13 protein-coding genes are annotated in these 12,828 nt (G+C 38.1%); 5 read left to right on the top strand and 8 right to left on the bottom strand.

Annotation, left to right across the window (positions count from 1 at the left end):
• The first annotated feature begins 194 nt into the window (after positions 1-194).
• Positions 195-1,385, top strand: a complete 1,191-nt coding sequence (locus AC625_RS04250; RefSeq protein ID WP_049680148.1) for a chromate transporter — start codon at positions 195-197, stop codon at positions 1,383-1,385.
• A gap of 150 nt (positions 1,386-1,535) precedes the next feature.
• On the opposite strand, the gene AC625_RS04245 is transcribed toward AC625_RS04250, so the two are convergent.
• Positions 1,536-2,297: a TerC family protein gene (locus tag AC625_RS04245; RefSeq protein ID WP_049680147.1), complete on the bottom strand. Its 762-nt coding sequence runs from the start codon at positions 2,295-2,297 to the stop codon at positions 1,536-1,538.
• A gap of 555 nt (positions 2,298-2,852) precedes the next feature.
• Here AC625_RS04245 and AC625_RS04240 point away from each other — a divergent pair.
• Complete coding sequence (locus tag AC625_RS04240; RefSeq protein ID WP_049680146.1) at positions 2,853-3,734, top strand: EamA family transporter; 882 nt, start codon at positions 2,853-2,855, stop codon at positions 3,732-3,734.
• A 195-nt stretch (positions 3,735-3,929) separates the two neighbouring features.
• On the opposite strand, the gene AC625_RS04235 is transcribed toward AC625_RS04240, so the two are convergent.
• Positions 3,930-4,472: an NADPH-dependent FMN reductase gene (locus AC625_RS04235; RefSeq protein ID WP_049680145.1), complete on the bottom strand. Its 543-nt coding sequence runs from the start codon at positions 4,470-4,472 to the stop codon at positions 3,930-3,932.
• A gap of 443 nt (positions 4,473-4,915) precedes the next feature.
• Between AC625_RS04235 and AC625_RS04230 the strand changes: the two genes are divergently transcribed.
• Positions 4,916-5,560: a spore coat protein gene (locus AC625_RS04230; RefSeq protein WP_049680144.1), complete on the top strand. Its 645-nt coding sequence runs from the start codon at positions 4,916-4,918 to the stop codon at positions 5,558-5,560.
• A 297-nt stretch (positions 5,561-5,857) separates the two neighbouring features.
• Here the strand turns inward: AC625_RS04230 and AC625_RS04225 are convergent, their stop codons facing one another.
• The 6 genes from AC625_RS04225 to AC625_RS04200 all read right to left on the bottom strand — a co-directional run bounded on the left by AC625_RS04225 (position 5,858) and on the right by AC625_RS04200 (position 9,900).
• Positions 5,858-6,718, bottom strand: coding sequence for a DUF421 domain-containing protein (locus tag AC625_RS04225; RefSeq protein WP_049680143.1), 861 nt, complete (start codon positions 6,716-6,718; stop codon positions 5,858-5,860).
• Positions 6,719-6,745: 27 nt separating this feature from the next.
• Positions 6,746-6,952: a DUF1657 domain-containing protein gene (locus AC625_RS04220; protein WP_049680142.1), complete on the bottom strand. Its 207-nt coding sequence runs from the start codon at positions 6,950-6,952 to the stop codon at positions 6,746-6,748.
• A gap of 48 nt (positions 6,953-7,000) precedes the next feature.
• Complete coding sequence (spoVAD, locus tag AC625_RS04215) at positions 7,001-8,011, bottom strand: stage V sporulation protein AD (protein ID WP_049680141.1); 1,011 nt, start codon at positions 8,009-8,011, stop codon at positions 7,001-7,003.
• A gap of 221 nt (positions 8,012-8,232) precedes the next feature.
• Positions 8,233-8,436 (bottom strand): DUF1657 domain-containing protein, encoded by a 204-nt coding sequence (locus tag AC625_RS04210; protein WP_049680140.1) that lies wholly within the window; start codon positions 8,434-8,436, stop codon positions 8,233-8,235.
• 252 nt (positions 8,437-8,688) lie between these two features.
• Positions 8,689-8,940, bottom strand: a complete 252-nt coding sequence (locus tag AC625_RS04205; protein ID WP_049680139.1) for a YkuS family protein — start codon at positions 8,938-8,940, stop codon at positions 8,689-8,691.
• Positions 8,941-9,018: 78 nt separating this feature from the next.
• The gene (locus tag AC625_RS04200; RefSeq protein WP_049680138.1) at positions 9,019-9,900 is read right to left on the bottom strand and encodes a LysR family transcriptional regulator; all 882 of its coding nucleotides are present in this window, start codon (positions 9,898-9,900) and stop codon (positions 9,019-9,021) included.
• Positions 9,901-10,022: 122 nt separating this feature from the next.
• Between AC625_RS04200 and hutG the strand changes: the two genes are divergently transcribed.
• Both hutG and gltS read left to right on the top strand, forming a co-directional pair.
• Entirely contained in the window at positions 10,023-11,009 is a 987-nt protein-coding gene (hutG, locus tag AC625_RS04195) for a formimidoylglutamase (protein ID WP_049683588.1), read from the top strand.
• On the top strand, positions 10,993-12,180 hold the full coding sequence (gene gltS, locus AC625_RS04190; protein ID WP_049680137.1) for a sodium/glutamate symporter: 1,188 nt from the start codon (positions 10,993-10,995) through the stop codon (positions 12,178-12,180). The genes hutG and gltS overlap by 17 nt, the downstream gene beginning before the upstream one ends.
• Positions 12,181-12,828: the final 648 nt, after the last annotated feature.

Below are 12,828 nucleotides of genomic sequence, written 5' to 3'. Positions count from 1 at the left end.
ATTCTCGCCTAATTTCGATATAGTGTAACTTCCATCAGTGGTTTTTTCCCCACTGATGGTTAGTCCCGTTCTAGTGTAGCTAAATCTTTAGAAAATTATTACAATACTTCCCTTGTACGTAACATGATATCAAGAGATGATGAGCTAAAATGATATTCTGTTGCGGTTAAAATAAAATGAATAGGAGCTAGGTAATGAATAGGAAGAAATTGAATCATTTTAAAACACTTTCAGAAGTACTCTTAATATCAACAAGACTTGGGCTCACATCGTTTGGCGGACCAACCGCCCATTTAGGGTATTTTCGAAATGAATATGTAGAACGAAGAAAGTGGATCGATGAGAAAAGCTACGCGGATTTAGTTGCTTTATGTCAGTTCTTACCTGGACCCGCAAGCAGCCAGGTTGGAATTGGGATTGGAGTCATGCGAGCAGGTGTATTAGGCGGAATCCTTGCGTTTATTGGTTTTACTTTGCCCTCTGCTCTTGTAATGATACTCTTCTCTATCTTACTTGAAGGTTTTCAACTAGGAAATTCCGGATGGGTTCATGGTTTAAAAATTGTAGCTGTAGCAATAGTCGCCCAAGCCATTTTAGGGATGGCTCAGAATTTAACACCTGACATAAAACGAAAGGCCATTGCTTTATTTGCATTAGTTGGAACATTAATGTGGCAGTCTGTATTCAGCCAGATTGTCGTCATCCTCCTTTCTGGTCTAGTTGGGTACTTTATATACAAACAACATAAAGAGGGTAATGAGCCCACTACATATTTTCCAGTTTCTCGTAGGTTCGGCATCATTTGTTTAACTTTCTTTTTCAGCCTGCTTATAATCCTTCCCATCTTAAGGGAAGTCTCATCTTTAAATTGGATTGCAACGTTTGATAGTTTTTATAGGTCAGGTTCTTTAGTGTTCGGCGGCGGACATGTCGTATTACCATTACTGGAACGTGAATTTGTCACTGGAGGCTGGATAGACAAAGAAGCATTTCTTGCTGGCTATGGCGCTGCACAAGCAATGCCGGGTCCTTTATTTACATTTGCTCCGTATCTTGGTGGGCTTATTAATGGCTGGCAAGGCGGGATACTAGCAACCATTGCGATATTCTTGCCTGCCTTTCTTCTGATTGTGGGTACCTTGCCTTTTTGGGATGCATTACGCCACACTCCAAATATTAAAGGCGCTTTGCTCGGGATGAATGCTGCTGTCGTCGGCCTCTTACTTGCAGCATTTTATCAGCCAATCTGGACTAGTTCAATTTTCGTTCCCATGGATTTTGCTTTTGCAGCCATATTATTCAGCATGCTCGCATTTTGGAAGCTACCTCCTTGGATCATTGTTGTGACAGGAACAGTTGGTGGATACCTCCTTTCACTTCTGTAAAATGAAGTAGAAGTGAAAGGAGGTATCTACATCATATGAAACCTTCAGAAAAAATTCTAAACGCAAAAAGAAGCAGAAGGCCCTGATACGAATGACCTTCTGCTTCTAAGCTCGTTCAATATTGATTAAATGGTGCCATACACTATTATCTTAGCTCTCAGTCGAAGTAGCTGCCTTACGTTCATTTCTCTTATGAATGACAAACGTAATTAAGAACGCCACAACGATGATGCCAAAAAATGCTGTATGTGGGATATGGATTTCAAATACACTTAATAGCATTTTAAGAGCAATAATACCAATTAAAATGAAAGCCGTATTTTCAAGTTCAGGAATTTTATCAATTAGAGTTAGGAATACTCGAGCTACTGTACGCATTAATAAAATCCCAATCATACCGCCCAATAATAGGACCCAAACTTGATCCGAGATTGCAAAAGCTGCCAAAATTGAGTCAGCCGAGAAGGCGATGTCCATTCCTTCTACCATAATGACCGTTGCCCAAAACGTTCCAAATGTACGGACTAACCAAGTATTTTTATCGAATTCTTTTACTTCATCTTCCTCGCCGGATTTTTTCCGGAAATGACTGAAAGCAATCCATCCAAGATAAAGTGCACCTAATACTTTAATCCACCAGAAGTTAACTAAGTATACTCCGATTCCGATGAAAATGAATCTAAAAACATAAGCACCTAATAAACCATACATCAATGCTTTTTTTCGTTTTTCTTCAGGAAGATGTTTAACCATGACTGCAAGCACAAGTGCGTTATCAGCTGATAGTAACCCTTCCATAATAATTAATGTCCCGATTAATCCCCAAGCAACAGGATCCGTTAACACTTCTCCCCACATTTGCCAGTCGAAAAATAGAGCGTACGTACTAAACATTTGATTTAAAATTTCCAAAAAAAGATAACCTCCCTAAAATATTGGACTCTAAAATCAGCTTGGATATGAAAACACAGTATCTTTCTTTTTTAAAAGATAATCCCATAATCCGCACTATATTCCACATTAATCACGCCAGCGTGATTCCTATAGTCTAAATAATAACATGAGTAAGAGAGTAGGACAATTATTAATTACTTTTTTACAAAAAAATAACACCATTCCCTCTAAGGATGGAGTTAGTATCTTTGGATTTTCATTTTTTAATACTCCTTTAAGTAAACACCCTTTTTAAGGAATATCGATATAGTGAAACTTCCATCAGTGGGGTGTAGTTCCCCACTGATGGTTAGTTGAACCGACCGGGGATTTACAGCCTGTTAAACCGGGATAAAATTTCCCTCTTTACAATTCATCATTACAACTTATAATAGGATGTAATAGTGATATACTAAAAGCTGCATTACAAGTTTGCGGCAGGTGGATTTTTCTTAAAGTTTACAACTTTACTTTTCGCCACCCATCCTTTATTAAAGGGATGGGTGGCTTTATTGTTTTACGGGAGGTTTTTTAATGGGGATATGGAAATATGCTTTACTAGTCTTTCTTGGCGGCTGTTCGTACGGAGTTATCTCGTCATTTGTTAAATTAGGCTATGGGGACGGTTTTGGAATAGGTGATTTGACGGGCAGTCAGTATTTGCTGGGAGCCATTATGTTATGGATCATTACAATCTTTGTTCCTAAAATTAGATTGAGTGTTAAACAGTGGTTGATTTTGTTGATAAGCGGGATGCCTATGGGTTTAACTGGGTTTTTATATAATAAATCACTGGGGTATGTAGATGCTTCATTTGCTATTATCCTACTGCTACAATTCACTTGGATTAGCATTATTTTACAATACATTTTTGATAAAAAAATTCCGGACCGTAAGAGTATTATTGCAACGGCAATCATCCTTTGCGGCTCCGTTTTAGCCTCAGGTTTTTTGAGTAGTGAACTCACCTTTTCGCTTGTCGGAATTGGCTGGGGGCTACTTTCGGCATTATCCTTCGCCACCTTTATTTATGTAAGCGGGCGTGCAAGCATAACGATTCATCCAATCTACAAAAGCGCAATCATGACGACCGGAGCGACACTTCTCGTATTCATCCTACTTCCTCCAGTGTTTCTCTTAAATGGAGCATTTGCAGATGGTTTGCTTAAATACGGTCTGCTCATTGGTTTCTTTGGCTCACTCGTCCCTCCACTTTTATTTAATATCGGCATGCCTAAAGTAGGCAGTGGCCTCGGCACCATCCTAAGTGCCTCCGAACTACCAACAGCCATACTCATGTCCACAATTGTGCTGCATGAAGTTGTCACCCTTTCTCAATGGACCGGTGTAGCAGTGATTCTATTTGGGATTGCTTATCCTAATTTTCAGAGGAGAAGACTCTCTTCTCATACTTAACTTTTTAAAATTCATGAAAAAAGATGTCCAAAAAGGTCAGACCCAGCAGCACCACACAGTTTATCGTGTTACTCACACTTCATCAAAACTGTATGTAGTAGCTATAGGGTCTTGACCTTTTACTTAGGGGGGACATCCCCTCTCTTTTATGTTTGTTGATTTTTATACTCATCATGTATGCACATACCATTCAGATTATTTAACTTTTTGAATCCAGTCCATAAAGTTATTCATTACTGTATCTAAGAATTGAATCGTCGGTTCATGGACTAGCTTTCCAGATTCATCGATTTTTTCATGTACAGCTCCAATAAATACTTCGTTTCCAGGCAAAGTTAATGCAGAAACTCCAGGTGAGTTTAAGATTTGACGAAGTTGCATTTGAGCACGAACTGTACCTAGCGCACCCGGAGAACATCCAACAATCATGACTGGCTTATTCACCATTACTTTATCTCCTCTTGAAAACCAGTCAATTGCATTTTTCAAGAAACCTGATATGGAATGATTGTATTCTGGTGTTGCAATTAAGATTCCATCACTATCAATGATTTTTTTCTTAATGTCCGTGACTACGGACGGCGGATTTAACTCCTTATCTTCATTGTACATAGGAAGATCTTCTATTGGCATAATTTCAATTTCAATCTTGTCCGTATATCTTTTTTGCATAAAATCAGCGATTTTTTTATTATAAGATTCTTTACGATTACTTCCTACAATTGCCACTACTTTCACAATAAAACCCTCCTATCTTTGTAGCTAAGAATAGCCGAACCAAAACGATACAGTTTCACACGAGAATGACGAGAAAGTGGGTTTAACTGTGATCATTTCTGATCATCTTTTTAAATTGTTCCAAACATCCTAAACAATATTCTTTACTCGTCGTTAGTAGTTTGTCTCACATCTTCTACTTTAAATCATGTAAATGACTAAGATTTTACTCTGCATTGAGTGTGAAAAGAGCCGAAATCATTACCTTTACGACAATTTTATTGCACAATAAGAGCTCACCAAGTAACATTACCTAAACTTTATGTATATGCTATAGGACGAAAAAATTGATTTGATGCGATTTACTCATTTTTAAATTAGACTTCCTTTTGAATAACTCTTATTGGATGACACATACTACAACCGAACGTTTTTTTTCATACAAAGAGGAGGTTTGAAAATTGATGCAAAACCAACAAGAACCTATGCACCAAAATATGCATACGGGCGCTGTACCTCAACAACTGAATCATGGCGGCCATGAACTGTTCGATGTTCATGAAGTATTATCAGGAACCATAGGTACACTCAATCAATATATGCTTTTACGCCAGCATGTAAAGGATCCGGAACTCATGGATATGTTGGATCGCCAATATCAGTTTATCCAAGATGAATACAATACTACAGTTGATTGTTTTACGACTGGTGGGAATCCAGCGAAACCGACACAAAGTTATAAAATGAAACAAGGCAACGACTTCATCTTTGGTTTAACACCAACCCAACCGAAGAAACCGCTGCAATCTGTAACAGAAATTACTGATGAGTCCATTTCCGGATTAATGCTCGGAGCTGTAAAGTCATCTGCGGCCATGAAAGCAATGGCCGCTTGTGAAGTGACAAATCCAGTAGTCCGTCGGGTCCTTGCAGATTCGGTTCCCAACTGCATTGAAATGGCTTATGAAATTTCCATTTATCAAAATAAACATCATTATTATCAGGTCCCACAACTGGCAAAACAAGATATGCAGCAAATGCTAAATGCATTCGCACCAGCTACTGCTACTCTGCCACCTCAAACGTCAAATTATAATTTGCCGCATTAACAACATGTCTTAAAGGGTCTGATCTCACACTCTACATACCGTTTATGTGTGATTTACACGTTAAATAAACGATATGTAGAAAATGTGGGGTCTGACCTTTTCTTCATGGGAACCTCATTTGTCTAGCTAAAGCTGCCTAATCGTCTCCATTATTGAATAGCAAAGTAGCCCGTTATTCCTTTAAAGCATTTGAAGCTGACTTCATAATAAGTCAGCTTCCCTAACTACAAAACACAGTATAAAGTACGTGTACGTAACACGATATACTGTGTGTAGAATACGATGTGAATTTTTTTCTTATTCTTTTAATAAATATTCCACTTTATCAATTGCTTCTTGTAATTTTTCACTATTTACGTGATACATCTTTTTCGCTTCTTTATTTTCTGTTCCAAGTGCGAATAATTCGAGGTCTGCTTGGCATTTTTTCATAGTTGCGAGTAATAACGGTTTTTCTTGAGGTGGTGGCACCTGAAGTTTATCATCATATAGATCGACGGTTAATTGTCCATACGTATCAACTTGTCCAAGAAATACATTTTCAAGGAGTACGCCGATTTTTTCCAGCTCGATTTGTAACCAAAGTCTACTTCGCCCAGCAGTAGACAGTGGTTCATTCAGTACTTTTCCATCCATAATAACTGTCTGGGATTCTTTAATCGGTGCAATAGAAAAGTGTAAATCCTTCGCAGTCAATGGCTGATTTTCTTTCTTTAGTAATACACTTAGATCTCCGGTGGCCTCTAATACGGCAAATTCTACATCGGCGACCTGAAAAACTTGATTTTTTCGAAGACCTTTCAACAGCTCATCTGTCGTGTATCTTTCCTTTTTCAAGTTGTCTTCCATAATCTTGCCATCTTTAATCAAAACGGTTCCTTTTCCTTCGAAAATGTTACGAAAGGATTTGCTTTTTAACGAAATAAAACTAGCTAAAAATGGGATCACTGAAATAGTTAGAATAGATAATACCCCTAAAAAAAGACTTGGTTCAAGCCCAATAACAACCGCTGCTCCTATACTGCCTATCGCAATCCCAATGACGTATTCAAAAAAAGACAGTTGAGAGATTTGCTTTTTCCCGAACCATTTTGCCACTAAAAATAGAACAACGATAAATAGTAAGGAACGTACAATTACAGCTAACCAATCTGGCAATTTTTCACACCTCCTACAAACTATACTTTAAAACCCTTTGTATTGTGTTTCCTCTACTTCCATCTCAACAACTCGTTTTTGTATGTCAGCCACTACACCATTCACAATGACCCTCGTCTCGCGAAGCACACGTTTCGCTTCGTCATCTGGGGTCCGTATCGCTAAGCTGAATAAATTCGCTTCAATTCCTTTGAGACTAGCTAGACATTGTTTCACTTCTGATCCGATCGTCATGACATAATGCTCCTTTTCCTTTTAGCCATAGTGATGTAATCACAGTTCCTATTCACTTTCATACTCAATCGACACCGCATGGGCAATACAAGGAATCGTTTCTTTTTGCAAAAAGCTAAGAGGTGATAATAATGCGCCTGTTGCTACTACCAACAATCGTTTAATTTCACCTTTTTTCATCCGATTCAACAGATGGCCATAAACAACTGTGGCTGAACACCCTGCACCGCTAGCCCCTGCTAATACTGGTTGTCCTTGCCGGTAAATCATTAACCCACAATCCTGGTACAGATTGTTATCGATTTTTATACCATGGTTATTTAATAAATCTAGTGAAACTTCATGGCCAATTTGACCTAAATCTCCGGTAACAATAAGGTCATAATAGGATGGATCAATATTACGTTCTTTTAAATGGGCTTCAATCGTATCAACAGCTGCTGGCGCCATTGCGCCTCCCATATTAAAGGGATCAGAAAGCCCCATATCAATCACACGCCCAATCGTAGCTGATGTAACTCTTGGACCAACTCCTGAATCACTTAATAGTGCTGCTCCAGCACCTGTCACTGTCCATTGAGCAGTAGGGGGTTTTTGTCCGCCATATTCAGTTGGATAACGAAACTGCTTCTCAACAGCCGAATTATGACTGGAAGCCCCAGTTAATAAATATTTGGCCCCTTTTGAATTAACGAGGAAGGCTCCCAATGCCAGCCCTTCCATGGAGGTAGAACACGCGCCAAATAATCCAAGATAGGGTGCCCCAATCGTTTTACTTGCAAAGCTAGTTGGCGTAATTTGATTGATTAAATCTCCAGCGAGCAGAAACTGGATTTGCTCTTTTTGAAGTTCAGCTTTTTCCATAGCCTTTTGACAAGCTTCTTCCAAGAGTACTTTATGTGCTTTCTCATAGGAATCTTGTTTCAGCCACAAATCTCCATGAAGAAGATCAAAGTCGTTCGTAAGTAATCCTTCTGCTTCAAATGGACCGCCGACAGTTCCTGTAGAGATAATAACCGGCCTTTGATCGAAAACCCATGTCCGCTGGCCTCTTAGCATACTAAGTCAACCCACTGAATCTGAATTCTCTTCCGATACTCCTGTCGAACAGGTATTAATTGCTTATTTTTCTGATTAAACATACCAACAAACGCCTCTTTCCACACAATTGTCGCTTCGATTTTTATGCTAAAAAAAGAGGTGGTCCTAAAAGGGTCTAACCCCACAAGATTTGTGGGGTCTGACCCTTAAACTTAGGACAGCCTTTTTTCTACTTATCGTTATTGTTTATATTGAGGCTCTTCTTCGATGATTTGTTGAACGCGTGGCGAAAGAGTATCCACAATCGTTTGTGTTTGTTGCGCTGCTTGTTGATACATTTGTTTAGCCTGTTGATTATCCGTTGCCAATGCAAATGTTTCAAAACTAGCTTGAATACCTTTTAAACCCGATAATGTTTGTTGTACTTGATTAATAACAGTCATATAAAAATCCTCCTTTGGTTTAATCATTACAAATAATAGAATGCTTTATCTAAGAACTTTTTATGAGTCCCAAATATAACCACGAAAGAACACTTGACTTTTCACCATACGATAAAGCGCCTTTTTTAATGGCTGTGTTATACAACGCTGGTGATTTTTGGATCACTTTAGTCAGATAACCAAAAAGCATAAAAAAGCCGAACCAAAGACATCGTATCAATCGACGCCTGATTCAGCCTTTTACTTTTACTTTTACTGTAAATGATTTATTTTATTTTCAATTTCACTAATAACCTCATTTGCGGATAATCCGCTCGCTTCAATAACCGAACCCTTAGCCGAAGCCTCTTGTATGCCCATCATATTTGAATCTAGTCCAGTCACAACACAAAAGTCTACGTTTTGTGCGTCAGATTCCTGTTTTAATTCAACAACATCATAGCCCTTTTCACGTAACGCTTCGGAAATATTCGTTAATGATCCCTCAACACCGATTTTTTGCATAGTTACACCTCCTACTTGCTAAGCTTTCCTTTTTTATGCCTATGTATGTATACATTTCTTATCAAATTGAAAAGTGTGTCAGGCAAAGTTCCGCCGAATATCTTCTAAAAAAGTTCGAACCGACGGAGCTAAATAACGATTTCTCATAAACGTTAAATAAACAGTCCTTTCTAATGCTTTAGAATCAATTATTTTATGGACAATCGAATCATCCTTTGGACCAGATAAATAATGTTCGGGGATAATAGTAATCCCCAGATTTTCTCTCACTAATGATAATGCTGTTTCAAAACGTTCAATTTCAAATTTTATCTTCGGAGCCGCTTGTTCAAGTTTAAAGGCTGTTAAAATATCTTCTCTCGTTTGAAATCCTTCCTTACTAATAATGAAAGGTTCTCCTTCCAACTCTTTTAAATGAATGGATTCTTTCTGTGCCAGAAGGTGATTCCTGTGCATCACCAATACTAATCTTTCATTATATAATGGGAAAGATTCAAAATCTTCTTCGCGAATATACTGGTTAGTAATGATTAAATGTGTATGATATTTCCTCAGCGAATCTTTCACAGCTTTTCCACTTAGCACTTCTATCAGCTTAATATTTATAGTAGGGAAACGACCTTGATAGTCATGGATCACTTTTGGAATCCAATGCTTTACTGACTCGATCATGCCAATGATAAGTTCTCCGCTGCCAGTCAGCTTTACTTCTTCCATTTCTTTTTTCAAAATGTTCATTTGGGAAAGAAGCAGAATCGATTTTTCATACAAAATTTTACCAGCATCCGTCAATTCAATTTTTCTTGTACTTCTTTCAAGCAGTGGCGAGCCGACCTCATGCTCCAAATTTTTTATAGCATTACTTAAAGATGGTTGTGAAATATGTAGTTTTTGTGCGGCTTTAGAGTAGCTTAGCTGATCGGAAATCGTAACAAAATAATGCAATTGCTTAATGTCCAAAACAATCTTCCCTTCTTATTTATAGCTTTAAACTATCAATTCATTTAAATTATATATTAGAAATAATAAGTATGTCATTATATAATCAAAAAACAGAACTTATATCAGAAGTTTCAGAAAGGATGAGAAGAATGAAAAAAAATGTTTCTGCTAATTTATGGACTGGCCGAACTGATCATACAGAAAGAAGAAGCAGTTTTCGCTACCATCAAATTGTCGAATTGATTGATTTGGATAAATTAAAAACTTCCCTCGATAACGCTTGTGCATTAATCGGGTTTGAATGTGAGGAAGGAGTTAGACGTAACCAAGGAAGATTAGGTGCAGCAAAAGCTCCGAACGCCATAAGGAAGGCGCTTGCGAATATCCCTTGGAAACTGCAGGATGGTAATCGTATTGTTGATGTCGGGAATATTATATGTCAAAACGAAGAGCTTGAAGAAGCCCAAGAATCATTTGGTAATACAATCTCTGACATCTTGTCAAAATCGGTGACGCCAATTATTTTAGGTGGAGGACACGAAACATTATATGGACATTATTTAGGGGTCCGAAAACATATAGGAAAAGATGCTTCACTTGGAATCATCAATATTGATGCTCATTTCGATCTGCGCTCATATGAAGATCAGCCATCATCAGGTACAATGTTCAGGCAAATATTAGAACATGACAAAAATAGCTATTATTTGGTGCTTGGTATCCAGCGTTTCGGTAACACACAGGAATTATTTGATAAGGCGGACGAGCTCGGCACTCGCTATATGTACGAAGAAGATATGCATGAAGGACATGTAGATGTCATAATTTCTGAATTAAACGAATTCATAGATAAGCATGACCATGTTATGTTCACACTTTGCACAGATGTCTTAAATGCAGCCTTTGCCCCTGGAGTCAGTGCTCCGTCGCCTTTTGGCTTAACACCAATGATTGTCCGAACCCTTATCCGCACAGTTGCATCTCATAAAAAAACTCTCTCCTTCGATATTTGTGAAGTAAATCCGTCTGTAGATGAAAACGGCAGAACAGTTAAGTTAGGTGCTTATTTGGTAAATGAAGCCATAATGGCATTTTTAGGAGGAAACAACAATGACATTAGCACTTGATCAAGTAACGACGATATTTTTGGCAGTGGCATTATTAGTATTAGGAACAGTCATTGTAAAAAAAGCTGGTTTTCTACAAAAATTTTGTATTCCAGCTCCTGTTGTTGGAGGGCTTTTGTTTGCAATCATTGCAACGATCCTAAAGGCAACGGGTCTTTTAGAAATTACATTAGATACCTCACTACAAAGTCTCTTCATGATCACATTCTTCACAACTGTTGGCTTAGGCGCAAGCTTTAAACTCATTAAATTAGGAGGCAAGCTACTCGTCATTTATTGGCTTGCCTGCGGATTCTTGGCCTTAGCACAAAATGCGATCGGTGTCTCCTTGGCTTCGTTGTTCGACATTCATCCATTGATTGGAATGATGGCAGGGGCCGTTTCCATGGAAGGTGGACATGGAGCAGCAGGAGCATTTGGCCAAACCCTTGAAGATATGGGAATTAATTCAGCGTTGTCCATCGGAATCGCTGCAGCCACCTTTGGTCTTATAGCCGGTGGTTTAGTTGGCGGTCCGACTGTTAAATATTTAATTTCAAAATACGATCTTAAACCCACTGAAACAGAAGAAGAGGTAACCAATGTTGAAGAAAAGGATCAAGCGATTACGACAAATACCTTCTTCATCCAAGTTTTACTAATTACATTCTGTATGGCGTTAGGGACGTATTTAGGGGAGCTGTTCTCGACAGCAACTGGCTTTGTCCTTCCTGGTTATGTAGGGTCCATGTTTGTGGCAGTCATCGTCCGCAATATCGTGGATAAACTCAATCCGAAAGCAATTGACATGAAAAGCATTAACCTAATTGGTGATGTGACACTTGGTATCTTCCTGTCCATGGCACTCATGAGTATAAAATTATGGGAAGTAGCTGATCTGGCGCTTCCAATGTTAGTGATTGTGTTTGTACAAGTTGCATTTATCGTCCTGTTCGGTATCTTCATTTTGTTCCGGTTGCTTGGCAAAAACTATGACGCTGCAGTAATGGTAGCTGGTTTTACAGGTCATGGCCTTGGAGCTACACCAAATGCAATGGCTAATATGGCTGCAGTGACAGAGCGCTTTGGGCCTTCACGGAAAGCATACCTCGTCGTTCCAATTGTAGGAGCCTTTCTTATTGATGTATTTGCCATGCCGATCATTATTACGACGATTAATTTATTTAAATAATATTGATGAAAGGGTCTGTCCGATAACGAAAGGGACAGGCCCTTTTAGATTTCTCCCTTTCATACTTGTTCAACTCCTGTTGATATCAACCTCTTCTATTTATTAATATCTATTGAAAACTCGAGAAAAACTGCGAAATATTAAGAAAAACATAAATGGCCCCGTTTTCATTACCTTTGTTTCCGTTTTCTTCATCGTTGTTACCGATTTCAATGACATTGTTAAAATATAGCTTATGTCCGATAATAATAGTATAAGTTAGAGAGGAGATGACACATATGAAAAAGCTTTTAAAATCGTTTAAGGTTGGATTGGATATGTACGCGAAATCACATGATTTAATGTGGAGAAGATAATTGTACATCCAAAAGGGAAACATACTATAAATATGAAAGGGGATAATATATATGAAAAAATTTATAGAATCATTAAAATTTGGCTTGGAATGGTACGTGAAATCACAAGAATTAATGCGGAGAAGGTAATTATTAAACTAAAAGCAACACACCACGCAAATACCACACAAAAGTAAGGATGATTAGATGACTTCCATACAAAAATATCAAAGTGATCCATTAACCAATTCTAAAAAGTAAAAAAGAGAATTGGTTTTTATATGCAAAAGAATGTACGTCGTGAAACATTCAC

The organism is Peribacillus loiseleuriae, from assembly GCF_001183985.1.
GTDB lineage: Bacteria > Bacillota > Bacilli > Bacillales > DSM-1321 > Peribacillus > Peribacillus loiseleuriae.
This window is presented reverse-complemented; position numbering and strand designations above follow the sequence as displayed.

Excerpts from the sequence above, each read along its gene's own strand:
- AC625_RS04250 (WP_049680148.1), top strand. The coding sequence starts at position 195 with ATGAATAGGAAGAAATTGAATCATTTTAAAACACTTTCAGAAGTACTC.
- AC625_RS04240 (WP_049680146.1), top strand. The coding sequence starts at position 2,853 with ATGGGGATATGGAAATATGCTTTACTAGTCTTTCTTGGCGGCTGTTCG.
- AC625_RS04230 (WP_049680144.1), top strand. The coding sequence starts at position 4,916 with ATGCAAAACCAACAAGAACCTATGCACCAAAATATGCATACGGGCGCT.
- AC625_RS04220 (WP_049680142.1), bottom strand. The coding sequence starts at position 6,952 with ATGACGATCGGATCAGAAGTGAAACAATGTCTAGCTAGTCTCAAAGGA.
- spoVAD (WP_049680141.1), bottom strand. The coding sequence starts at position 8,011 with ATGCTAAGAGGCCAGCGGACATGGGTTTTCGATCAAAGGCCGGTTATT.
- AC625_RS04210 (WP_049680140.1), bottom strand. The coding sequence starts at position 8,436 with ATGACTGTTATTAATCAAGTACAACAAACATTATCGGGTTTAAAAGGT.
- AC625_RS04205 (WP_049680139.1), bottom strand. The coding sequence starts at position 8,940 with ATGCAAAAAATCGGTGTTGAGGGATCATTAACGAATATTTCCGAAGCG.
- hutG (WP_049683588.1), top strand. The coding sequence starts at position 10,023 with ATGAGAAGAATGAAAAAAAATGTTTCTGCTAATTTATGGACTGGCCGA.
- gltS (WP_049680137.1), top strand. The coding sequence starts at position 10,993 with ATGACATTAGCACTTGATCAAGTAACGACGATATTTTTGGCAGTGGCA.